21 protein-coding genes are annotated in these 22,142 nt (G+C 44.1%); 13 read left to right on the forward strand and 8 right to left on the reverse strand.

The features are described from left to right. Both torC and torE read right to left on the reverse strand, forming a co-directional pair. Window positions 1–1,185, reverse strand: a complete 1,185-nt coding sequence (gene torC / locus CTT30_RS09955; protein WP_252035029.1) for a pentaheme c-type cytochrome TorC — start codon at window positions 1,183–1,185, stop codon at window positions 1–3. A 47-nt stretch (window positions 1,186–1,232) separates the two neighbouring features. Then, the gene (gene torE, locus CTT30_RS09960) at window positions 1,233–1,412 is read right to left on the reverse strand and encodes a trimethylamine N-oxide reductase system protein TorE (RefSeq protein ID WP_239865747.1); all 180 of its coding nucleotides are present in this window, start codon (window positions 1,410–1,412) and stop codon (window positions 1,233–1,235) included. Window positions 1,413–1,893: 481 nt separating this feature from the next. Between torE and CTT30_RS09965 the strand changes: the two genes are divergently transcribed. Next, window positions 1,894–2,685 carry an ABC transporter permease gene (locus CTT30_RS09965; protein WP_252035031.1) on the forward strand — a complete coding sequence of 264 codons (792 nt, stop codon included), beginning with the start codon at window positions 1,894–1,896 and terminating at the stop codon, window positions 2,683–2,685. A 222-nt stretch (window positions 2,686–2,907) separates the two neighbouring features. After that, window positions 2,908–3,048 carry a hypothetical protein gene (locus CTT30_RS09970; RefSeq protein ID WP_239838267.1) on the forward strand — a complete coding sequence of 47 codons (141 nt, stop codon included), beginning with the start codon at window positions 2,908–2,910 and terminating at the stop codon, window positions 3,046–3,048. A 64-nt stretch (window positions 3,049–3,112) separates the two neighbouring features. Here CTT30_RS09970 and focA read toward each other — a convergent pair whose 3' ends face one another. Continuing rightward, on the reverse strand, window positions 3,113–3,955 hold the full coding sequence (gene focA / locus CTT30_RS09975; RefSeq protein WP_239838278.1) for a formate transporter FocA: 843 nt from the start codon (window positions 3,953–3,955) through the stop codon (window positions 3,113–3,115). Between the two features lie 454 nt (window positions 3,956–4,409). Here focA and CTT30_RS09980 point away from each other — a divergent pair, with 454 nt between their 5' ends. Continuing rightward, on the forward strand, window positions 4,410–4,643 hold the full coding sequence (locus tag CTT30_RS09980; protein ID WP_239838266.1) for a TIGR02647 family protein: 234 nt from the start codon (window positions 4,410–4,412) through the stop codon (window positions 4,641–4,643). A 40-nt stretch (window positions 4,644–4,683) separates the two neighbouring features. Here CTT30_RS09980 and CTT30_RS09985 read toward each other — a convergent pair whose 3' ends face one another. After that, complete coding sequence (locus tag CTT30_RS09985; RefSeq protein ID WP_239876317.1) at window positions 4,684–5,418, reverse strand: substrate-binding periplasmic protein; 735 nt, start codon at window positions 5,416–5,418, stop codon at window positions 4,684–4,686. 183 nt (window positions 5,419–5,601) lie between these two features. Here CTT30_RS09985 and CTT30_RS09990 point away from each other — a divergent pair, with 183 nt between their 5' ends. Both CTT30_RS09990 and CTT30_RS09995 read left to right on the forward strand, forming a co-directional pair. Continuing rightward, a complete protein-coding gene (locus CTT30_RS09990; protein ID WP_239876318.1) occupies window positions 5,602–6,423 on the forward strand; it encodes an NAD(P)H-binding protein in 822 nt (273 codons plus the stop codon). Between the two features lie 14 nt (window positions 6,424–6,437). Further along, on the forward strand, window positions 6,438–7,070 hold the full coding sequence (locus CTT30_RS09995) for a YdcF family protein (protein WP_252035033.1): 633 nt from the start codon (window positions 6,438–6,440) through the stop codon (window positions 7,068–7,070). A 49-nt stretch (window positions 7,071–7,119) separates the two neighbouring features. Here CTT30_RS09995 and clpA read toward each other — a convergent pair whose 3' ends face one another. After that, window positions 7,120–9,393: an ATP-dependent Clp protease ATP-binding subunit ClpA gene (gene clpA, locus CTT30_RS10000; RefSeq protein ID WP_239865740.1), complete on the reverse strand. Its 2,274-nt coding sequence runs from the start codon at window positions 9,391–9,393 to the stop codon at window positions 7,120–7,122. A gap of 42 nt (window positions 9,394–9,435) precedes the next feature. Continuing rightward, a complete protein-coding gene (gene clpS, locus CTT30_RS10005) occupies window positions 9,436–9,756 on the reverse strand; it encodes an ATP-dependent Clp protease adapter ClpS (RefSeq protein WP_239838261.1) in 321 nt (106 codons plus the stop codon). A 465-nt stretch (window positions 9,757–10,221) separates the two neighbouring features. Between clpS and cspD the strand changes: the two genes are divergently transcribed. Then, entirely contained in the window at window positions 10,222–10,443 is a 222-nt protein-coding gene (gene cspD, locus CTT30_RS10010; protein ID WP_006962882.1) for a cold shock domain-containing protein CspD, read from the forward strand. Between the two features lie 94 nt (window positions 10,444–10,537). Here cspD and CTT30_RS10015 read toward each other — a convergent pair whose 3' ends face one another. Next, complete coding sequence (locus CTT30_RS10015) at window positions 10,538–12,763, reverse strand: NADP-dependent isocitrate dehydrogenase (RefSeq protein WP_252035035.1); 2,226 nt, start codon at window positions 12,761–12,763, stop codon at window positions 10,538–10,540. A gap of 307 nt (window positions 12,764–13,070) precedes the next feature. On the opposite strand from CTT30_RS10015, the gene CTT30_RS10020 reads away from it, so the two are divergent. Then, window positions 13,071–13,763 (forward strand): pseudouridine synthase, encoded by a 693-nt coding sequence (locus CTT30_RS10020; RefSeq protein ID WP_252035037.1) that lies wholly within the window; start codon window positions 13,071–13,073, stop codon window positions 13,761–13,763. Between the two features lie 80 nt (window positions 13,764–13,843). On the opposite strand, the gene aspS is transcribed toward CTT30_RS10020, so the two are convergent. Next, window positions 13,844–15,622 carry an aspartate--tRNA ligase gene (aspS, locus tag CTT30_RS10025; protein WP_252035038.1) on the reverse strand — a complete coding sequence of 593 codons (1,779 nt, stop codon included), beginning with the start codon at window positions 15,620–15,622 and terminating at the stop codon, window positions 13,844–13,846. 276 nt (window positions 15,623–15,898) lie between these two features. Here aspS and CTT30_RS10030 point away from each other — a divergent pair, with 276 nt between their 5' ends. From CTT30_RS10030 to CTT30_RS10055, 6 genes are all read left to right on the forward strand, one after another. Next, window positions 15,899–16,765, forward strand: coding sequence for a DUF72 domain-containing protein (locus CTT30_RS10030; protein ID WP_038156034.1), 867 nt, complete (start codon window positions 15,899–15,901; stop codon window positions 16,763–16,765). Window positions 16,766–16,858: 93 nt separating this feature from the next. After that, entirely contained in the window at window positions 16,859–17,596 is a 738-nt protein-coding gene (gene cmoA, locus CTT30_RS10035) for a carboxy-S-adenosyl-L-methionine synthase CmoA (RefSeq protein ID WP_239865730.1), read from the forward strand. Window positions 17,597–17,660: 64 nt separating this feature from the next. Then, complete coding sequence (gene cmoB / locus CTT30_RS10040; RefSeq protein WP_239865728.1) at window positions 17,661–18,635, forward strand: tRNA 5-methoxyuridine(34)/uridine 5-oxyacetic acid(34) synthase CmoB; 975 nt, start codon at window positions 17,661–17,663, stop codon at window positions 18,633–18,635. Between the two features lie 225 nt (window positions 18,636–18,860). Then, on the forward strand, window positions 18,861–19,607 hold the full coding sequence (locus CTT30_RS10045) for an ATP-dependent zinc protease family protein (protein ID WP_252035040.1): 747 nt from the start codon (window positions 18,861–18,863) through the stop codon (window positions 19,605–19,607). Between the two features lie 8 nt (window positions 19,608–19,615). After that, on the forward strand, window positions 19,616–21,121 hold the full coding sequence (locus CTT30_RS10050) for an inactive transglutaminase family protein (protein ID WP_252035042.1): 1,506 nt from the start codon (window positions 19,616–19,618) through the stop codon (window positions 21,119–21,121). 4 nt (window positions 21,122–21,125) lie between these two features. Next, the gene (locus CTT30_RS10055; protein ID WP_252035044.1) at window positions 21,126–22,106 is read left to right on the forward strand and encodes an alpha-L-glutamate ligase-like protein; all 981 of its coding nucleotides are present in this window, start codon (window positions 21,126–21,128) and stop codon (window positions 22,104–22,106) included. The last annotated feature ends 36 nt before the right edge of the window (window positions 22,107–22,142 follow it).

Genomic DNA, 22,142 nt, shown 5'->3' on the forward strand with positions numbered 1-22,142 from the left:
TTAGTGATGACCTTCAGCAAAATCTGAAGAGTGCTTCTGTAGGTACTTCAATACTAGGGCTTCGCTATCTGTGTCGAAGTTAACAAACGCCAACATACCGTTGAACATACCGGGCCAAGTGTTCGCATCGAAGTGCGCTTCATCAGGCTGTGTGTGACAAACTGAACAATTGGTCTTATAGGCTTCACTCGCTTTTTCCCAGATAGGCGTCACGTCGTTTAGCATTGCTTCTTTTCTCATCCAAACTGTAGCTGCCACTTTCTCCCAGGGAAGACCCGTTAGTTCATCGACTTTCTTCTCGCCTTTAGTGACAATTTCATCGCTGGTCGCCGCTTCTTTTAGCAATGAACCCACCGCGATGTTCATACCAAAGTCTTCTTGGATGACACGGCCAAAGCCTTTTGCTTTTCGCCAGCCATCAATCTCAACTTTCATCATTTCGCCCTTGTCTTCTAGAACTGTAACTGTCGATGCTGGGTTAAGCAGGCCTGCTTCTTCAGCCCCCGTTTCATCAAAATAGACAGGTAGGTGGCGAACGCTCACCAAGGCGTTACCCACGGAGTAATCTGTGCTGGCAGTCAGCTGCTCCAGCTCACCAACAATCCCACCAATACTGTCCATACCGGCTGGAAGCTTGTGCGCAATACCTTTATGGCAGTCAACACAGCTCTGATCTTTTTCCGCCGCTTGCTTCATTTGGATGCGAGCCGTTGGGGACATTTGTTCAAAGTCCATTGACTCATAGTTGTGGCAGTTTTTGCACTCCAAGGATTTGTTCGCAGAGAAACGATCCCATTCGTGTTTAGCGAGTTCGATACGGCGCTCTTCAAATACACCTGGTTCGTCGTAGTTACCAAACACTTGGGCGAATACTTCTTTAGAGGCTTGCATCTTACGGGCAATTTTATCGGTCCAGTTATGAGGAACGTGACAATCAGGGCAAGTAGCTCGCACACCTGAATGGTTTTTCCAGTGAACCGTTTCTTGGAGTTCAACGTAGACGTTGTCACGCATGGTATGACAGCTAATACAGAACTCTTCCGTATTAGTCGCTTCTAGTGCTGTGTTGAAACCACCCCAGAAGATGACACCAGCAATAAAGCCGCCCATCGTCAGCACACCGAGGCTGATATGAACCGCTGGGCGCGTCATAGTGCGCCACAATTTAACAATCAATGATTTCATGGTTTGCTCTCTTAAATTTTTCAAACTGTGGAAATGAGCTCAGTGCTTTACATGCCATGTGCACCAGGAGGTCCAAAAAAGAACACCTGTAGCATCCAAACAATAAATCCGTAGCCACCTACGAAAGCCACACTCAGAACCGGGAAGAGAACAACCGCGATAAAGAGGAAAGATTTCCACTCCAGCGAGCGTTTTTCGCCACTCTTAATTTTGTTAACATCACTCATACATTTGCCTATTTTGTATTTAGTGTTATTGGATAGCTCTTATCGCTGAGCTTGCCTTTTTCATAATCTCTAGATAAAAATGTTAGACCATACTATTTGTAGGGTTCAATTAAATCCGTCCTTACAAAGCTTGTTATTCAGCACTTTTTTGAGCTCATCCAGATATGTGTTCGATTAATAATTCATATGTCAACATGCTTGAAATTATGAAAGTTTGTTAACAGTAAACAAAACGTTAAAACGCAACACTCAATTAACAACCAAGTGAAGTAACAGGCTAAAAATTCCGGCTTGTAGCAAGCGACACTCCACATAAAATCCTCAAACTTGTTACACCTTTGTTTCAAATCGAGAGTAAAAATAAGCGGATTTCTTGCCTTTAAAGATGGTGCTGGTGAGGCTTTGGAGAACAGTTTTTCACTGAAATCCATTCTTCATAAGATTTTAGGGATACAATACACATTGCGTTTTAGGAGGGCTTATGAGCGGTGCTGTCAATATTTCCTGGCCAATGCTGGCCTTATTCTTCTGTACATTGGCGATTCCGTTGTTAATCAGCCGACACTATCGACTCAATATTGAAAAAGAAACACTCATCAGTGTGGCAAGGATGACCATCCAGTTATTGCTGGTCGGTGTTTATCTTCAATACTTATTTGAGCTCAACAGCTTAACTATCAATGGTATTTGGCTGATGGCCATGACTCTCATTGGTGCCAGTTCCATCATCAGTAAAGTAAAGTTACCCAAACGAAGGTTGATATACCCTGTCAGCGCAGGTTTACTCATTGGTTTACTACCGCTGTTGTTTATCATCTGTTTTTTGATCATTCAGCCACAACCACTATTCAATGCCCAATACCTCATCCCCTTGGCCGGTATGCTGCTAGGCAACTCTCTCAGTGGTAACATTGTGGCTTTGCAGAACATTTTCACCGCTATGGAAACGCGCCATAGCGAGTATGAAGCTGCCATAGCGTTGGGAGCAGCACCTAAATTTGCAACTTTGCCATTTGTTAGTGAGTCAATCCAAAAGCCGCTTGCGCCGACCTTAGCATCGATGACAACCAGTGGCTTAGTGACACTACCTGGAATGATGACAGGCCAAATACTGGGAGGAGCGAGCCCTATCGTCGCGATCAAATATCAAGTAATGATCATGATTGCGATCTTTGTCATGCTGTCTATCTCAATCAGCCTGACCCTGTCGCTTACGGTCCGATATTGCATTAATAAGGAAGGGAAAATCTTAGTGAGCTTAGGAAAAGCCTAGCCTAGGCGATATGCCTTAAACGGAGGAAAGATTTTATCCACAAAATCTGTGGATAACCATGTCATCGCTTTCAGGATAAGTCCTGATCCTATAACCGCCATAAGCTAGAAAATAAAAGGACATAAGATTCATATGCCTACCAATCAAATCCAATTATCGTCATAAAAACGTCAAATGCTAACTTTACACTGCCGTAGTCAGCTTTTTGTAAGGATACAGATAATGCAAATTGGCGCTACTTCTAACCCAACCGAGACTTCTCAATGGGAAGACAATGAAACACGAAATTGGCTTGTTTCTCAGCCCGAAGAAATTCTGGCTTTGGATGACATCATTGAAGAATCTTGGCGTCAAATACACTGAGAAGTAAAAGAATCAAAATAGGCTCGTTTTTCAACGAGCCTATATCTTATATAGTCCAACAAAACTAATCTCTTAGGTAGATCATCCAATACCACACCCCGACAAAAACACCGCCGCCAATGATATTACCCAAGGTCACAGGTATAAGGTTATTGGTAATAAAATTAAGAAGATTAAGATCGGCATAATCCGCGATATTAGCCCCTGTCATCTGCCAAAACTCATCGGGAGCAAAAAACTTAATGCCAACCGCCATAGGTACTTGAAACATGTTCGCGATACAGTGCTCAAAACCTGCGGAGACAAACATAGCAACGGGTAAGATCATAACGGCTATTTTATCCGTGAGTGTGCGCCCGCTAAATGTCATCCATACCGCTATACACACCAAGACATTACACATAATGCCTAGCGCAACCGCTGAGATAAAACTATGGTGCAGTTTATGCTGTGAAATCGCCATTGCATTTAAGCCAACCTGCCCGCTATCAAACATGTACTGCTTGGTAAGTAACATACAAATCACTAATAATAGCGCGCCAATAAGATTGCCACTGTACACCACGATCCAGTTTTTCATTAACATCTTCCAAGTGATCTTGCCGCTAGCTCTCGCCACAAGAGTCAACACAGAGCTGGTAAAAAGCTCTCCCCCTGTGACAACGACAAGAATCAAGCCTAAACTGAAAGCCAAACCACCCAGTAGTCGCGTGATGCCCCAAGGTAAGTCACCTGCACCAGTGGTCACTATAGTGTAGAAAACAAATGCAATACCAATGTGAATACCGGCAGAAATCGCCAATAGGAAAGACTTCATTGGGTCTTTCGTTGCCTTACCAACCCCAATTTCAGCGGCACGTTCCGCCATCTGTGGCGGCAGTAAAGAATCAAACTGGTTTAAATTCATCATGCAAAGACATTCTAAATAATGTGGATTTGTGGGCGCGGATAATTACTCTTATTGTGATCAAATTCAAGCTTTAATTACCAAACTTAACTGAGACCCAATTTAAACACAGGTTACTCAATCAAAACTGCCTAACATGAAAGGAGAAAAATGCGCATAACTCAAGAAAAGGAAAAATAAATATATATGCTTATCAAGCAATTAAGAAAGATAGCTTAAAAGAAATACCCCTGACCTCAAGCATTAGTTCAAATTTACATATCAACCCCTTACCTTATGCAGTTTTAGCATTAGGGAGGTTGATCAATGCAAACCATCAACTGGTCATAATCCAATCAAACAAAAGCGAATTTTTATCCAAACTAAGTGGTAGGTAACATTTCTATCTCCCTATAATTGCTGAATAACAATATGAGGAATATGGTTGTTTTAGTACTTTCTTTAAGGATTTATTATGAAATATACCGCTGATAAGATGGCCGAACTCAACCTGCTACTGCAATTTGACATTAGCAGTTCTGCAACTGGTATTAAAGTTCACCACGAAGCAACAGAAGAAATGCAGACGGCCGTGAAAAGGCTCTTTGATAAAGGCTTGTGTACTCTGCCTGATGGTGGTTATCTAACAGATGAAGGGATTGAAGTCGCTGAACATGCAGACAAAATCCTCAGAGTTTTATCTAGTTAGTCTTATCATAAACGAGCGTATGACTCTAACCACGAGATTCTTAGTCAGTCGACTTTGATAGCCGACTGACAATCGATTCGATATCAATTTTTTCTAAACCTTGATTAAATATTTTGTTAATGCTTTGCCCTTGTGGCTGATTTTTAAATGCCATGTATAGCATTTTATTTTCTAGTAACTTGGCATTCATTCGTAAACGTTTCCTTAACAAGCTTTCTCTTACATCAATACTAATCAGATACTCTAAGACATTTGGATCTATCACCGCGACATCCAATCGACCTTTTGCCACCTTGTGAATGTTCCTTGCATCGTTAGCGGATGCCTCGACTTGGAGTTCACCAGCTTTAACCATATTGTCGAACTCTGTTGTATTGATATACCCTTGCACTACACCTATTCGAAAGTGCTTCAAATCTGATAACGTCTCCCACCGAACTGGGTAACGAGTGTTTTCTACTAAGCCTAATGGCCCACTACCGATAGGATCCGAGAAAATAAACTCTGAGTTTTCAAAATAATATTCTGGGAAATACCCAACATATTTGTCGGATTTTGAGGCTAACGCCACAGCGCGAACCCATGGTTGAAAATCTACAACCAGCTCATACCCCATAGCTGCAAATGCCTCTCTAGCCACCGCTACTGAGTAGCCATTCTCAGGGAGATCCGTACCAGAATATGGCGGCCACTCCAATGACGTCATATAGATCTTCTGATTAGCCGTTACCATTGAAGAAAACACAACGGCCCATAACCACAAATACCATTTCATGAATGCCCCTAAAACTAGGATCGGATAACTCACTCACTATTAATCATAGACACAATTAACGCCATTCTGTAAACATTCAACACGAATAGGCACACAGCATAAACTCGAAAAACTAACAGTTGATTATTTCATAGGTCTTCCACATAGTTAGTTAAATAAAAACGTATCGAACAAGGGCTTAGTGTGAAAACAATATTGATTATTGGCGGTGGTTGGCTCGGTAAACCTCTCGCCCATTACCTCGAAACCATAGGCCACAAAGTGTTTGTAAGCCGCACAACAGACAATGGAGTTAGAGAACTCGAGTCACAACAACTATCGGGGGTGACAATAAATTTACAAAGCGAATCTACCAGCCTTGTTAAAACCATAGAAAAAACGCATGCGGAGATTGTGATTGGCTGTTTCCCCCCTGGGTTTCGTAAAGGCAACGGCACACAATACGCAGCTCAATGGTTGTCACTTGTTCAAGCCTGCCAAGTTGCTCGCGTCACCAAAATCGTCATGGTCAGTTCAACCACTGTCTATCCAAATTTGGTGCAAGCATTAGATGAAGAGTATGCGTCTTTATCGAATGCTCTTAACAGCGATGTGTTTACTGACAACGCAAGAGTAATGCTTCAGGCAGAGCAACATGTGATTGATTCTGGTCTAGAGTACGGTATTGTACGCTGCAGTGGATTAGTTGGCCCAAATCGCCACCCATCTCGCTTCGTCAACAAATTGAAGCAGGTTAGTGACCTTGCCCCTGCTAATATGCTCCATCTAACAGATGCCATTGGAGCCACCAGCTTCCTAGCATTGAACTGTAAGAATGTAGTAGCCAATGCAACCACCCCAAATACCGTTAGCAAAGCAGAATTTTATCAAGCAGCCCTCGACAGTGTTCAATCTGATGCATCACTTCCCCCTATCGTGCAACGTGCAGACAAACGGATATTGGCTGATCGCTTGATAAGCTTAGGCTATCGCTTTCACTATCAACACACGCTTGAACTCGTTTAATCTAGGGAAAGACAATGAGAACAAAGTTGTTTCAGCACATTGAAATCCTATGGGAATACATGCAACTTTCCCAGCCTCTACAACAATCAGACTGCTTGTTTGTACTCGGCAGTAACGATGTTCGCGTTGCCGAGTACGCTGCGAAACTATATCTGGAAGGCTGGGCAAAGAAAATCATCTTTTCAGGTGGTCAAGGGCGTCTAACAGACGGTCTATTTGACCAATCAGAAGCACACACATTTGCGGCTATCGCGAGAGATCTTGGTGTGCCAGCTAGTGATATCATTCTCGAAGATAAGGCCACCAATACCGGTGAAAATGTACTATATACCGCTAAAGTTTTAGATAAGCTCAATTTAGACCTTCGCTCGTTTATCTTAGTGCAAAAGCCTTATATGGAAAGACGTGCATACGCCACATTTATAAAACAATGGCCGAATACCGTTGAGAGCGTCTGTGTAACGTCGCCCAAGACGATGTTTGTTGACTACTTCAATGAGGATATTTCTTTAGATTTAACGGTAACTGCCATGCTGGGAGACTTTGAAAGAATCAAAGCTTATCCCAAAAAGGGCTTTCAGATTGAGCAAGAAATTCCTGCACATATCGAAACCTCCTACCTTGCTTTAAAAGGCATCTTTAGCTGATACAAAAAAGCCAGAGCATGCTCTGGCTTTTCTCTTGAATAACGCTACTTTAATGAATAGCTTCTTCTTTCTCGCTTAAGTAAGTAAACTTGAGTTCATCTTTCTTCAGGTTCACTTTTACTGTACCGCCATCAACCAAGGAACCAAATAGCAATTCGTTGGCCAAAGGTTTCTTAAGCTGTTCTTGGATAACACGTCCCATAGGACGAGCCCCCATCGCTTTGTCGTAACCTTTTATAGCAAGCCAGTGGCGAGCATCATCTGATACCTCAAGTGACACTCCTCGCGCATCCAACTGCGCTTGCAGCTCAACAATGAATTTATCGACCACCTGGTGAATAACATGTTCATCAAGGCTATTAAACCAAATGATGTTATCCAGACGGTTGCGGAATTCAGGAGTAAAGACTTTCTTGATTTCCGACATCGCATCATGACTATGATCTTGCTGGATAAGACCAATGGATTTCTTAACGGTCTCTTGAACACCTGCGTTAGTAGTCATAACCAGAATGACATTACGGAAATCGGCTTTACGACCATTGTTGTCTGTCAGTGTGCCGTTATCCATGACCTGAAGCAGTAGGTTAAAGATATCTGGGTGCGCTTTTTCAATTTCATCCAGCAGCACCACGGAGTGTGGATGCTTGATCACTGCATCAGTCAACAAACCACCCTGATCGTAACCGACATAACCAGGAGGCGCACCGATCAAACGGCTCACTGAGTGGCGTTCACCATATTCGGACATATCAAAGCGAAGCAGTTCGATGCCCATCAATTTCGACAACTGAACCGTAACTTCCGTTTTACCTACCCCTGTTGGACCAGCAAATAGGAATGAACCTACAGGTTTATTATCGGCACCAAGGCCAGCTCGCGTCAGCTTGATGGCTTCGCTTAGTACATCGATCGCATCATCTTGACCAAACACTAGCATCTTCATCTTCTCATCAAGATTCTGCAAAATCTCTTTGTCAGAAGAAGACACCGATTTTTCAGGAATACGTGCCATTTTCGCTACCATGGCCTCAATATCGGCCACACCAACGGTTTTCTTGCGACGACTTGCAGGCGCTAGACGATGGCGAGCACCAGCCTCATCAATCACGTCAATGGCTTTATCTGGCAAGTGACGCTCGTTGATGTATTTGGCTGAAAGTTCAACGGCAGCACGTAATGCTTTGTTGGTGTAACGAACCTCATGGTGAGCTTCGTATTTAGGTTTCAGGCCCATCAAAATTTTGGTGGTATCATCTAGAGATGGCTCAACAATATCGATCTTCTGGAAACGGCGAGATAGTGCACGCTCCTTCTCGAAGATATTGCTGTATTCCTGATAAGTGGTTGAACCGATACAACGTAATTTACCGCTACTCAACAGTGGCTTAATCAAGTTAGCAGCATCAACTTGACCACCAGACGCCGCACCAGCACCAATAATGGTATGAATTTCATCGATGAAAAGAATCGCATCATCTTCTTTTTCAAGCTGCTTCAAAATTGCTTTAAAACGTTTTTCAAAGTCACCACGATATTTGGTTCCAGCCAGTAGCGAGCCGATATCCAAAGAATAAATTACACTGTTTTTAATAATTTCAGGAACTTGTCCTTCAACAATTCTCCACGCTAAGCCTTCCGCAATCGCAGTTTTACCAACACCCGCTTCACCCACTAGAAGTGGATTGTTTTTGCGGCGGCGACACAATACTTGAATGGTTCTTTCTAGCTCTTTATCTCGGCCAATCAAAGGATCAATCTGACCTTGTTTAGCCAGTTGGTTCAAGTTGGAAGCAAAGCTTTCCAAACGTTCTTCTGAGCCTGCTTCCTCGGTATTATCACTGCTACTGAAAGAATCCGATGAAGAGGCATCATCACTTGAGCTTGAAGCTTTAGTGATACCATGGGAAATAAAGTTAACAATATCTAGACGACTTATATCATTCTTTTTAAGAAGGTAGGCCGCATGCGACTCTTGTTCACTGAAGATTGCGACTAAAACGTTAGCGCCAGTGACTTCACTGCGCCCTGACGATTGCACGTGGAACACCGCACGCTGCAAGACACGTTGAAAGCTCAAAGTAGGTTGGGTTTCACGAGTTTCATCATTTTCAGGGATAAGTGGTGTGGTCTGATCTATGAAGATATCTAACTCGTTTCGAAGGGCATTAATATCTGCCTGACAAGCAAGAAGGGCTTCCCTTGCTGCATCGTTTTCCAACAATGCTAGCAGGAGGTGCTCGACGGTCATAAACTCATGTCGTTTGTCTCTAGCGCGAGAGAATGCGCCGTTTAGACTCGACTCTAACTCTTTATTCAGCATAAGTACCTCCTTTGGCAGCAACTCATGTTGCTTGATTCAGCTTTACGCTTGCTCCATTGTACAAAGCAAAGGATGCTCATTTTCTTGAGAATACATAGTGACTTGCGCTACTTTGGTTTCTGCGACTTCCGCGGTGTATGTGCCACATATCGCTTTGCCTTCGTAATGCACTTTGAGCATCACTTGTGTTGCCTTGTCTATATCCATAGAGAAAAAACGCTCTAGGATGTCAATAACAAAGTCCATTGGCGTGTAATCATCGTTATTCAAAACAACGTTATACATGGACGGCGGCTTTACTTTTGTTTTTTCTAGCTCCAGTAAATCAGAGTCTGGAGTGACCCATTCAAATTGCTTGCTCATGACTAATCGTGTTTAGAAAGTTGCTTAAGGTAATTTTACCACTTCACTGCGCAGAAGTTATCGATTTAGCTCTTATAAGTAAGAACAATTTGAGCCAAGCAAATTTACGCCCTTACTTAGAGACTAATGCAGCAATTGTATCGCTGCAAATAAAAGATTTCTATTAAACTGCATTCTCTATCTAATTGATTAAAAAGACACCAAAAACCATTCACTCCATTAATAGAACAGACCGGATTACCCTGAAATTCTTTGCAAAAATGTAAACCACAAAGGTGATTTGTTTGCAAATATGTTGAGTGTGATACGTTTTTCCTATTGACTGAGTTCAATCATTGGCTACATTGGTCAAATAGTGACTTAAAATTTGGCAGCGGCTGAATGGATATTCACTTTCTGTTTACACACGGAATTCATCGTGTAATCACACAACTTCAGTAACAATATGCATGAGGGATGTATAGCATGGCTACAGGTACAGTAAAATGGTTTAACAATGCCAAAGGATTTGGTTTTATCTGTCCGGAAGGTGAAGACGGGGATGTCTTTGCTCATTACTCCACCATTAAGATGGACGGGTATCGTACTCTGAAAGCAGGTCAACAAGTCACATTTGAAGTAGAAGAAGGACCTAAAGGGTATCACGCCAGCTCTGTGGTGCCCGTAGAAGCTCAAGCCATTAAATAACACGCTGCCAATGTCGTTCATCGGTGTAAACTACCGGTGGATCGCAACCAAAAAACCCGCCAATTGGCGGGTTTTTTTATTTTTAATCAACGAATTAGCGATTGATAATAGCATTTAGTGTTGCGCTTGGGCGCATCAGAGTTGATGCTTTCTCAAACTCAGGAGCATAGTAACCACCCAGTTCACCAGCAACACCTTGTGCCCCATTAAGCTCAGCGACAATAGTATCTTCGTTAGAAGACAATGCTTCGGCTATAGGAGCAAATTCTGCTGCCAAGTCTGCATCTGTTGTTTGTGATGCGAGAGCTTGCGCCCAGTAGGTCGCTAGGTAGTAATGACTACCGCGGTTATCTAACTCACCTACTTTACGCGAAGGAGACTTGTTGTTATCTAAGAACTCACCTGTAGCCTTGTCTAGTGCATCTGCCAATACTTGAGCTTTCGCATTACCAGTAACAGTGCTTAGGTGTTCTAGAGACGCCGCTAGCGCTAGGAATTCGCCCAAAGAATCCCAACGTAGGTGGTTCTCTTTCTCAACCTGTTGAACGTGCTTAGGCGCAGAACCACCCGCTCCTGTTTCAAACAGACCGCCACCATTCATCAGTGGTACGATTGAGAGCATTTTAGCTGACGTGCCAAGCTCTAGAATCGGGAATAAATCCGTTAAGTAGTCACGCAATACGTTACCTGTAACAGAAATCGTATCCTTACCTTCTTTGATACGCTCTAGAGAGAACTTACATGCATCGAGTGGTGCTAGGATCTTGATTTCTAGACCTGATGTATCGTGGTTAGGCAGGTAAGCTTTCACCTTCTTGATCAGTTGAGCATCATGTGCTCGATTTTCGTCTAGCCAGAATACTGCAGGAACACCCGTTGCGCGAGCACGTGTTACCGCCAGTTTAACCCAGTCTTGAATCGGTGCGTCTTTCACCTGACACATACGGAAGATATCGCCTTCTTCCACAGTTTGCTCAAGCAATACTGCTCCAGCAGTGTCAACCACTCGAACTGTACCCGCTTGGTCAAGAATGAAAGTCTTATCGTGCGAACCGTATTCTTCCGCTTTTTGAGCCATTAGGCCTACGTTTGGCACGCTACCCATGGTCGTTGGATCAAACGCTCCATGTTCTTTACAGAAATCAATCACCGCTTGATAAATGCTTGCGTAGCTACGATCAGGGATCATCGCTTTGGTGTCTTTCTGCTTACCATCTGGGCCCCACATTTGTCCTGAAGAACGCAGCATAGCAGGCATAGAAGCATCAACAATGATATCGCTAGGCACATGAAGGTTAGTGATTCCACGATCAGAGTCAACCATTGCTAGTGGCGGTTGAGTTTCGTACACAGCCTGTAGTGCCGTTTCGATTTCTTCTTTTTGAGCTGCAGGTAGAGAGGCGATCTTAGCGTAAACATCACCAATACCGTTGTTTACATCAACACCCAATTGTTCAAATACGTCACCGTACTTAGCAAATACGTCTTTGTAGTAAACCTTAACAGCATGGCCAAAAATCACTGGGTCCGACACTTTCATCATCGTTGCTTTCATGTGCAGCGATAAAAGAACGTCTTTCTCTTTTGCGTCAGCAATTTCTTTTTCAAAGAAATCAACTAGCGCTTTTTTCTTCATTACTGCGCAATCTATGATTTCCTGATCTTGCAGAGCAAATGGTGCTTTCAGCTCTTTCACAGAACCATCAGCAGCAGCAAATTCGATTTTAACTTCGGTCGCACCATCCACCGTGTGAGACTTTTCACTACCAAAGAAATCACTATCTGACATGCTTGATACATGCGACTTAGAGTCTTTCGACCATGCGCCCATTGAATGTGGATTTTTCTTGGCGTAATTCTTTACTGACTGAGGGGCACGACGATCTGAGTTACCTTCACGTAGTACAGGGTTTACTGCACTGCCTTTAATTTTGTCGTAAGTCGCTTTAATAGCTTCTTCTTCATAAGTGCTTGGCTCTTCAGGGTAGTTAGGCAGATTGTAGCCTTTGTCCTGAAGTTCTTTGATTGCTGCTTTAAGCTGTGGGATAGAAGCAGAAATATTCGGCAATTTAATGATGTTAGCCTCTGGCGTCTTTGCCAGCTCACCCAGCTCCGATAGAGCGTCACCAATGCGTTGTTCTTCAGTCAAATGCTCTGGGAAGTTTGCAATAATACGCCCAGCTAGAGAGATATCACGAGTATCAACATCAATACCAGATGAAGCCGTGAAAGACTGAATGATTGGTAGCAGTGAATACGTTGCTAGTGCAGGAGCTTCATCAGTGATGGTGTAAATAATTGTAGGTTTTTCTGTAGGCATGAAATTTCCCTATTGTTCTTACAAAGTCCGTCGGATGAACGGCTTTGGGTTGTGTGTCCGCTAACAAGTTTGATTTGTCATCCCCTCACTTGTTGCGATTTTATTGTCTCTTTTGTTTTTTCCTTACGTTTTTTGTTTGAAGCGTAAGATCCATGAGAACTGTACTTTTATAATTAAACAAAATCGGAGGAATAGTCTATTATCTTGTGCACCAATCCTGTTTTCGGGCGCGCACATCATAGCCTAAAATGGGTGGCTTTGAAAATTTTCGCCCACACTTCGTTTACATTTTTGCAAGGTAGTTAACATGTCAACACGCTCACGCCGTGAGTCCTCCTCGCCCTCTTCACGTTCACATAAGCCCGGTTTTAAACGCCCAGCTTCGACCAATAAAACCAAACATCATTCATCAAAGAACCGTAAAAAGCCGGCGAGTACTAAGCCTAAAATAGCCCCTGAAGATCGCAAGGTGATCGTGTTTAATAAACCTTTCGATACTTTGAGCCAATTTACTGGTGGCGAAGGCCGAAAAACACTCGCTGACTTTATCCCAGTCAAAGAGGTTTATGCGGCAGGAAGACTCGATAGAGATAGCGAAGGCCTAATGGTGCTGACTAATGATGGTATCTTGCAAGCCAAATTGACTCAACCAAAGTCTAAGTCACCGAAAACGTATTGGGTGCAAGTTGATGGGGCACCGTCAGAGTCTGATCTCGATAAGTTGAGGAAGGGTGTTGAGCTTAAAGATGGCATGACTCTACCAGCAAAAGTTGAAGTGATGGCAGAGCCCAGTGTATGGGAGCGCACCCCGCCTGTTCGCTTTAGGGCCAATATTCCGACCACTTGGCTGGCTATCACCATTATTGAAGGAAGAAACCGTCAGGTTCGCCGCATGACGGCTAATATTGGCTTCCCAACCCTACGTCTAATTCGATATTCAATGGGCGATATTACGCTGGGTGAATTGCAGCCAGGTGAATGGAAAGAAATCATGATCTAAATGCGGGCACGATGACTCCGCACATACAAAAACGGCGCTTCAATCCAAGCGCCGTTTCCTCTAAATGATACCGCTAACCACTACTCATCTATATTTCTTCTTTCACTTGCTAGAGCAATCGCAAGCTCTTCAAGTGCAGCTGGGTTTGCAACACTTGGTGCATCGGTAAGTAGACACGCCGCGGCTGTTGTTTTAGGGAACGCGATAACATCACGGATATTCTCTGTACCACATAGCAGCATAACCAGACGATCTAGGCCGAATGCAAGACCTGCATGTGGAGGCGTACCAAATTTCAGAGCGTCTAGTAAGAAGCCAAACTTAAGCTGCTGTTCTTCTGCATCGATACCAAGAATATCAAACACCGCTGCCTGCATTTCTGCGTTGTGAATACGAACAGAACCACCACCAACTTCGTAGCCGTTGATAACCATATCGTAAGCATTTGAGTTCGCTGCTGCTGGGTTTGCTTTCAATTCTTCAGCATTCACACCTAATGGAGAAGTGAATGGGTGGTGCATTGCGTGCAGGTTGCCTTCATCGTCTTCTTCGAACATTGGGAAGTCAACAACCCATAGCGGAGCCCATGCGTTCTCGTCTGTTAGTTCAAGGTCTTTACCCAGTTTCAGACGCAGTGCACCCATTGCTTCTGCAACTGTGTTCGCTTTATCTGCACCGAATAGAATGATGTCGCCAGATTCAGCTTGAGTGCGATCCAGAATACCGTTAATCACATCTTCATTTAGGAATTTAGCCACTGGAGATTGGATACCTTCCATGCCAGCTGCACGGTCGTTAACCTTCATCCATGCCAGACCTTTCGCACCGTAGATGCCAACGAACTCACCGTAACCATCAATCTGCTTACGAGTTAGAGAAGCACCACCTGGTACACGAATCACTGCAACGCGACCTTTCTCATCGTTTGCTGGACCAGAGAATACTTTGAACTCAACGTCTTTTACTAGGTCAGCAACATCTACTAGCTCTAGTGGATTACGTAGGTCTGGCTTATCGCTACCGAAACGACGAATCGCTTCAGAGAAAGGCATCACAGGGAATTGTCCTAGGTCTACGTTGAGTAGCTCTTGCCACATATTACGAACCATTTTCTCGGTCGTTGCGCGAACTTCATCAGCCGTCATAAAAGACGTTTCGATATCGATCTGAGTGAATTCTGGTTGACGGTCAGCACGTAAGTCTTCATCACGGAAACACTTAACGATTTGGTAGTAACGGTCAAAACCAGACATCATTAGCAGCTGTTTGAATAGCTGTGGAGACTGAGGAAGCGCGTAGAAGCTGCCTTTGTGAACACGACTTGGTACTAAGTAGTCACGTGCGCCTTCTGGCGTCGCTTTAGTTAGAACTGGCGTTTCAATGTCTAGGAAACCATTGTCATCTAGGAAACGACGAACAAAGCTAGACGCTTTAGCACGTAGCTTAATGCGGTCGCTCATTTCAGGACGACGTAGATCTAGGTAACGGTACTTCAGGCGCTGCTCTTCAGAGTTCTTTTGGTTGAAGTCTAGTGGCAGAACATCAGCACGGTTGATGATTTCAAGGCCTTTCGCGATGATCTCAACTTCACCCGTTGCCATATCTTTGTTTACTTGGCTATCTGGGCGAACACGAACTTCACCAGTTAGCTTGATACAGAATTCATTACGAAGTGTGTTAGCTACTTCATACGCATCTGCCATATCTGGATCAACAACTACCTGAACGACGCCTTCACGATCTCGCATATCGATAAAAATAAGACCGCCTAAATCACGACGACGGTTAACCCAGCCGCAAAGTTCTACAGTTTGTCCTGCAAGGGACTTGTTCAGGTGACCACAGTAATGGGTACGCATAATGAATTTCCCAATCTCTTTAAATTTGTTAATTACTCGATATCAGCGTTTTCCTAGCTGATAGCGCAAAGATCCATTTATACGCTGAAAGTCATTCAAAATCGACTACTCAGAATACAATTTATTGCTATTTATCCGGTTTTGATGCTTTTTAGCGCAATAAAAGAGCAAAACCACATCAATCAGAAAAAATTGGCGCTGATTATAGCTTGAAAGTACCGTTCTCTTCAAAACTCTCGTAAAGTGGTTAAACGTTAAAGGTAGAGATGGCTCAATATGGATGGATTACCCCTAAGACTTGGCTTGACCATGTGGTCTCACAACAACTGGCAACAAAGCTTCTACGGCAGTGGCACCAAGCCCGCCGAAAGGCTAGAAAAGTACGCTCAGGTCTTCCATACTGTCGAAGGGAATACGACATTCTACGCCACACCAAGTGTTTCAACCGTGCAGAACTGGCGAGCTGCGACGCATGATGATTTCAAATTCACTTTTAAGCTGCCAAAAGCGATTACTCACCAACAAATGCTACGAGGCAGTCAAGGGCCACTCAATGAGTTCATGCAAATAATGGCACCTTTGCATGACCGCATCGGCCAGTGGACCATCCAATTGCCAGCGGCTTTTGGCCCAGAACATCTAAACGACCTGCAAAGATTCTGCGATTTATTCCCACCAAACTTCCCTATTGGTGTTGAAGTTCGACACCCCTCTTTTTTCTCTAAAGGTGAAGAAGAGCGTCAATTGAACCAGTGGCTGCACGAGAAAGGCTACGACCGGATCATCATGGATAGCCGGCCTGTGTTTGCAGCAAAACCGGACAATGAAGCCATCATCGACGCACAGCAAAAGAAACCTAAAGTCCCAGTGCACGCTATCGCCACAGCCTCACACCCCATGATTCGCTTTATCGGTCATCCAACGGAGTCTGAAAACTACGCTTTTTTCACCCCTTGGCTGAAAAAGCTACCAGAGTGGATAGCCGAAGGTAAGCAACCTTATGTAATGATCCATACCGCCGACAATATTATTGCGCCAGAACTTGCGAGTAATTTGTACAAAATGCTGCAAAACAATACTCAATTGCCTGACTTATCAGCATTCCCGGCAAATGATGGCAATTCGCAGTTACAGATGTTCTGAGTAGAATTGTCTCAACACATGACACGGGCGCGATTTTCTCATAAAATACGCGCCTTTTTTGATGCCACTGCGAAACTTGTCAGAGAATCGATTATGAACCCTAAGAGCAATCCAGATACGATGTTTTCCGCTCCTATCGATAAAATAGGAGACTTCACGTTTGATGAGCGTGTTGCAGAAGTCTTTCCTGATATGATTCAGCGTTCTGTTCCTGGGTACAGCAATATCATCTCTGCCATTGGCATGCTGGCCGAAAGGTTCGTTAAACCGCATTCAAACATTTACGATCTTGGCTGTTCACTCGGCGCCGCAACCTTGTCCATGCGTCGCCATATTCAGCAGGAAGGTTGCCAAATCATTGCAGTCGATAACTCGTCTGCCATGGTTGAGCGCTGCAAGCTACACATCAATGCTTACCGCAGCGATACACCTGTGGATGTGGTAGAAGCAGACATTCGCAATATTGAAATCCAAAACGCTTCTGTCGTGGTACTCAATTTCACGCTGCAGTTTCTGTCGCCTCAGGATAGGTATACTTTACTTGAGAAGATCTACGCAGGCCTTCGCCCCGGTGGGATATTGATTCTCTCGGAAAAATATGTGTTCGAAGACCCAGTCTCGAATGAGCTGCTAATTGACCTTCACCATGACTTTAAACGTGCGAATGGGTACAGCGAACTCGAGATCAGTCAAAAGCGTAGTGCCATAGAAAATGTCATGCGCCCTGATTCGAAAAAAGAACACAAAGAGCGTTTTGCAGAAATCGGCTTCAGTAGCTTCGATGTCTGGTTCCAGTGTTTCAACTTTGGTTCAATGTTCGCTATAAAGTAGCGAAAATGAGTCGTTTGCTCAGCATATTGAGCTAAATTGTTTAATTTATTATCAGTGAAAAACTATGTTTAACTTTGCCAATTTTTATCAGTTAATTGCCACGGATACGCGCCTCCAGCCATGGCTTAATGTTTTACCTCAGCAACTAACCGATTGGCAAAACGCAGAACATGGTGATTTTAGTCGCTGGCTAAAAGCACTCAACAAGATTCCCGAAGGCTCTCCAGATCAGGTTGATTTGAAGAACTCAGTTACCATTGCCAACGATACACCCTTTCACGATGGTGAGCTGAAAAAGCTAGAAAGTCTGCTTCGTACGTTCCACCCTTGGCGTAAAGGCCCATATCATCTACACGGTATTCACATTGATACAGAGTGGCGCAGTGACTGGAAATGGGATCGAGTCCTACCGCATATCTCACCACTTAAGAACCGCAGTGTTCTCGATGTTGGCTGTGGTAATGGCTATCACATGTGGCGCATGTTGGGCGAAGATGCCCGCTTGTGTGTTGGTATTGACCCGTCCCACCTATTCCTGATCCAGTTTGAAGCGGTGCGTAAATTAATGGGCAACAATCAGCGTGCGCACCTTTTACCATTAGGTATTGAGCAGCTACCAAAGCTAGAAGCGTTCGATACCGTATTTAGCATGGGAGTACTTTATCATCGACGCTCCCCGCTCGATCACCTTATTCAACTCAAAGATCAGCTTATCGCCGGGGGAGAGCTTGTTTTAGAAACCTTAGTCATTGAGGGAGATGAAACGTCGGTTTTAGTACCTGTTGATAGATATGCTCAGATGCGAAATGTGTACTTTTTCCCATCGGCCAAAGCACTCAAAGTATGGCTTGAGCAAGTTGGGTTCGAGGACGTACGTATCGTCGATGAAAATATCACATCCGTTGATGAACAGCGTACCACAGACTGGATGACTCACAATTCTCTACCCGACTATCTCGACCAGAATGATCCAAGAAAAACGGTCGAAGGTCACCCTGCACCACGCCGAGCCATCCTAGTCGCGAAAAAACCTAATTAAGACTAATTCTTGACAGATTCCTAACTTTTTAGGTCGGGCAAATACTTAATCTGAAACTTAAAAGACTCTAAAATTTAGGATGCTCACTGCATCCTATTTTTTGCAGTGTATCACTAATCGTTACTCGATCCGGCTTGCGTTGGCAATGTGCCTTGTGAGCTGGGCTAGGAATGTTCTAAACTCCTAATTTTTTATAAACAACTTACATCTCATGCAGGATTCTCAATGTTTACCAAGTTGACTCCGGTCATTTCAATTGCGTTACTTTCAGGCTGCACACTTATTAACGGTGAGCAATACCATCAAGAAACCCTTGCAGCAATCCAATCTTCAGAAATAAGCCTCACGCAAAAATTTACTCACCTAGAGCAACAGGTGAGTACTCAAGCCCAACACATTGAAAGCCTACAAACCAAGATCGATTCGTTAGATAAAGAACTGCTCAAATTTAAAACAGAGACTATGGCTGAAATGAAGAGAAGCCGTGACCCAGTCATCACTTCGACCTCACTTCAAGCTACACCGCCTCCTTCCCAAGAGTTGTTGCTAGGCGCAATCGAACGAGTCACTATCGATTCAATTAAGCAGACTTTTGACAGCCGAATCGATACCGGAGCTGAAACCTCTTCTTTAAATGCAGTCGATATCGAACAATTTGAACGCAATGGGAAAAACTGGGTGCGTTTTCATCTATCTGATGGTGTGACCCCATTGGATGATACGAACTGGATTGAAGCTCCGATTATTCGCTTCGTAAAAATACGCCAAGCCACAAATGATGAGATGGAGCGCAGAGCTGTGGTCGAATTGTGGGTAAGATTGGGCAAGATTCACGAAAAAACACAGTTCACTTTGGCAGATCGTTCACAAATGACCCATCCTGTGTTATTGGGTCGTGAATTTATCCGAGATATTGCAGTGGTGGATGTCAGCAAGAAGTACATCCAAACGGAAATTGAACAAAAACAATAAGGTAGTTTATGACGTCTAAAGTCCCCTTTTACATATCGGTCATCCTGCTGATTATTGCAGGCATCGCTTTAAGCCTGTTCAGACATCAGACTTACGGCGTTCCCTGGACCCCAGGAGAAACCCGCCAAATTTGGGATATTGAAGCTCGTATTGAGTTCAATGCTCAAGCTAAACCGGTCAAGGCGTCGTTAGCCGCCCCTCATACTCAAAACGGATTCACGCTCATTAGTGAGTCATCGTCATCTCCTGGCTATGGCGTTTCATATGTCAACACCGAAACAGGTCGACGTGCGGAGTGGTCTATTCGTCATGCAGTGGGAGCTCAAACAATCTACTACAAAGCCCAGTTTCTTGTTGACCCACAAGCAAAAGTAGAACCGCTCAAACCCAATCAAGACATCATCCCGCCAACGTTTGATGGCCCAACAGAAGCCGCTGCCATTTCGCTCATTGAACGTGCTAACAAGCGCTCCGCCGATGATATTACCTTTACCCGTGAGCTGATTAAAACCCTTAACGATTCAGACAACCAAAACGCTGCACTTTTGCTAAACAACATGTCTAAAGTGGATGCGGTCGATAAGATTCTCGCTTATGCCAAAGTTCCAAGCAAAGCAGTAGGTGTCATTGAACTCGAAGATGGCCGTCGACGTCAGACAATCCAGCAAATGAACCAAGTATGGGATGGTAAAGAATGGCAGCTCTTCAATCCCGAAAATGCGAACCAGGTCATCGCTGAGAACATCCTTGTATGGGATGAGTCAAACGTCTCGCTACTTGACATCATTGGTGGCCAAAATAGCCAAGTCCACTTCTCTATGATTGCCCAAGAGGTTTCTCCAAAGCAGGCAACTCTCGATAAAGTTGAAGCGGACGGGCTATTGAACTTCTCTATTCACAGTCTGCCACTTGAAGAGCAAGCGATGTTTAAAACCATCATGCTGATCCCGATTGGGGCTCTGATCGTCGTCTTTTTGCGTGTCATCATTGGCTTGAAAACCTCTGGTACCTTCATGCCTGTTTTGATTGCAGTTGCTTTTGTTCAAACTCAGCTTGTGACTGGTATTGTGGGTTTCTTATTAATTGTGGGGACTGGTCTCGTCATTCGCAGTTATCTCTCAAGGCTTAACTTGCTTCTGGTCGCAAGAATTTCTGCTGTAATTATCACTGTTATCATGATCATCTCCGTGTTCACAGTTGTGGCGTTTAAAATTGGTTTAACAGAAGGCCTATCGATTACCTTCTTCCCAATGATCATCCTTTCGTGGACCATCGAGCGAATGTCAATCCTATGGGAAGAAGAAGGTGCGAAAGAGGTGGTGCTTCAAGGTGGTGGTTCATTGGCTACCGCAGTTCTGGTTTATCTCGCGATGACCAACACGTACATTCAGCATCTAACCTTCAACTTTATCGGCCTTCAGCTTATTGTGTTAGCAGGTATCCTACTGCTTGGTACTTACACCGGCTACCGCCTAACAGAGCTACGTCGTTTTAAACCACTAGCGGAGGACTAAAACGATGCTGACACGTTTAACTTCGCAGTTTACATCGCCAAATAAGCTTCGTCATAAGGGGATTATGGGCATGAACCAACGTAACCACAGTTACATTGGTCGCTACAATGATCGCTCTAAATATCCACTGGTGGATGACAAACTGAAAACAAAAATCATTGCTGAAGCGGCAGGAGCTACAGTACCTAAGTTGATTGGTGTGATTCGCAATCAAGCGGAAGTGAAAACCATCCACAACATGGTTAAAGACTGGCCTGGCTTTGTTATTAAACCCGCTCAAGGTAGCGGGGGAAAAGGCATTTTGGTAGTAACCTCACATGAAAACGGGGTTTACACTAAGCCTTCTGGTTCAACGATCAATAAAGAAGATGTTGAGCGTCATATCAGTAATGCATTGGCAGGTCTGTTCTCTCTCGGTGGTAAAAATGACGTTGCCGTCGTAGAAAACTTAATTAAGTTCGACGACTGCTTCAATGGCTTTAGCTATGAGGGCGTACCTGATGTGAGAATCATCGTATTTAAAGGCTATCCAGTGATGGCGATGATGCGCTGTTCAACTGCCGCTTCCGATGGTAAAGCAAACCTTCACCAAGGTGCCGTGGGTGTCGGTATCGATATCGCCACCGGTAAGGCGATCCGTGCTGTTCAGTTTGACCAACCTATCACTCATCACCCTGACACTGATAAAGATCTCTCTACTCTTCAAGTCCCGCATTGGGAGCGACTCTTAGTGCTGGCCTCTAGCGCATGGGAGATGACGGGGCTTGGCTACATGGGGACTGACATGGTGTTGGATAAAGAAGAAGGCCCAATGGTCTTAGAGCTCAACGCCCGGCCTGGCTTAGCAATTCAAATTGCCAATGGTGCAGGGTTGTTGCCACGTTTGCACCATATCGAAAGCATTGGCGCTCCAAGGGTGTATCCTAGTGCGGAAGAACGCGTGGCTTACGCTGCCAAACAATTTGGCTCTACCACTCAGTTCTAATCACGTTCAGTTATTAAAAAGCCTGCTTGTCATCAC

This window comes from Vibrio coralliilyticus, from assembly GCF_024449095.1.
Classification (GTDB): Bacteria; Pseudomonadota; Gammaproteobacteria; order Enterobacterales; family Vibrionaceae; genus Vibrio; species Vibrio coralliilyticus_A.

Excerpts from the sequence above, each read along its gene's own strand:
- clpS (WP_239838261.1), bottom strand. The coding sequence starts at position 9,756 with ATGAGCAAGCAATTTGAATGGGTCACTCCAGACTCTGATTTACTGGAG.
- aspS (WP_252035038.1), bottom strand. The coding sequence starts at position 15,622 with ATGCGTACCCATTACTGTGGTCACCTGAACAAGTCCCTTGCAGGACAA.
- CTT30_RS09985 (WP_239876317.1), bottom strand. The coding sequence starts at position 5,418 with ATGAAATGGTATTTGTGGTTATGGGCCGTTGTGTTTTCTTCAATGGTA.
- focA (WP_239838278.1), bottom strand. The coding sequence starts at position 3,955 with ATGAATTTAAACCAGTTTGATTCTTTACTGCCGCCACAGATGGCGGAA.
- CTT30_RS10045 (WP_252035040.1), top strand. The coding sequence starts at position 18,861 with ATGTTTACCAAGTTGACTCCGGTCATTTCAATTGCGTTACTTTCAGGC.
- cmoB (WP_239865728.1), top strand. The coding sequence starts at position 17,661 with ATGTTTAACTTTGCCAATTTTTATCAGTTAATTGCCACGGATACGCGC.
- CTT30_RS10020 (WP_252035037.1), top strand. The coding sequence starts at position 13,071 with ATGTCAACACGCTCACGCCGTGAGTCCTCCTCGCCCTCTTCACGTTCA.
- CTT30_RS10030 (WP_038156034.1), top strand. The coding sequence starts at position 15,899 with ATGGATGGATTACCCCTAAGACTTGGCTTGACCATGTGGTCTCACAAC.
- cmoA (WP_239865730.1), top strand. The coding sequence starts at position 16,859 with ATGAACCCTAAGAGCAATCCAGATACGATGTTTTCCGCTCCTATCGAT.
- torE (WP_239865747.1), bottom strand. The coding sequence starts at position 1,412 with ATGAGTGATGTTAACAAAATTAAGAGTGGCGAAAAACGCTCGCTGGAG.
- CTT30_RS10055 (WP_252035044.1), top strand. The coding sequence starts at position 21,126 with ATGCTGACACGTTTAACTTCGCAGTTTACATCGCCAAATAAGCTTCGT.
- clpA (WP_239865740.1), bottom strand. The coding sequence starts at position 9,393 with ATGCTGAATAAAGAGTTAGAGTCGAGTCTAAACGGCGCATTCTCTCGC.
- CTT30_RS10050 (WP_252035042.1), top strand. The coding sequence starts at position 19,616 with ATGACGTCTAAAGTCCCCTTTTACATATCGGTCATCCTGCTGATTATT.
- CTT30_RS09965 (WP_252035031.1), top strand. The coding sequence starts at position 1,894 with ATGAGCGGTGCTGTCAATATTTCCTGGCCAATGCTGGCCTTATTCTTC.
- CTT30_RS09970 (WP_239838267.1), top strand. The coding sequence starts at position 2,908 with ATGCAAATTGGCGCTACTTCTAACCCAACCGAGACTTCTCAATGGGAA.
- CTT30_RS09980 (WP_239838266.1), top strand. The coding sequence starts at position 4,410 with ATGAAATATACCGCTGATAAGATGGCCGAACTCAACCTGCTACTGCAA.
- torC (WP_252035029.1), bottom strand. The coding sequence starts at position 1,185 with ATGAAATCATTGATTGTTAAATTGTGGCGCACTATGACGCGCCCAGCG.
- CTT30_RS09995 (WP_252035033.1), top strand. The coding sequence starts at position 6,438 with ATGAGAACAAAGTTGTTTCAGCACATTGAAATCCTATGGGAATACATG.
- CTT30_RS10015 (WP_252035035.1), bottom strand. The coding sequence starts at position 12,763 with ATGCCTACAGAAAAACCTACAATTATTTACACCATCACTGATGAAGCT.
- cspD (WP_006962882.1), top strand. The coding sequence starts at position 10,222 with ATGGCTACAGGTACAGTAAAATGGTTTAACAATGCCAAAGGATTTGGT.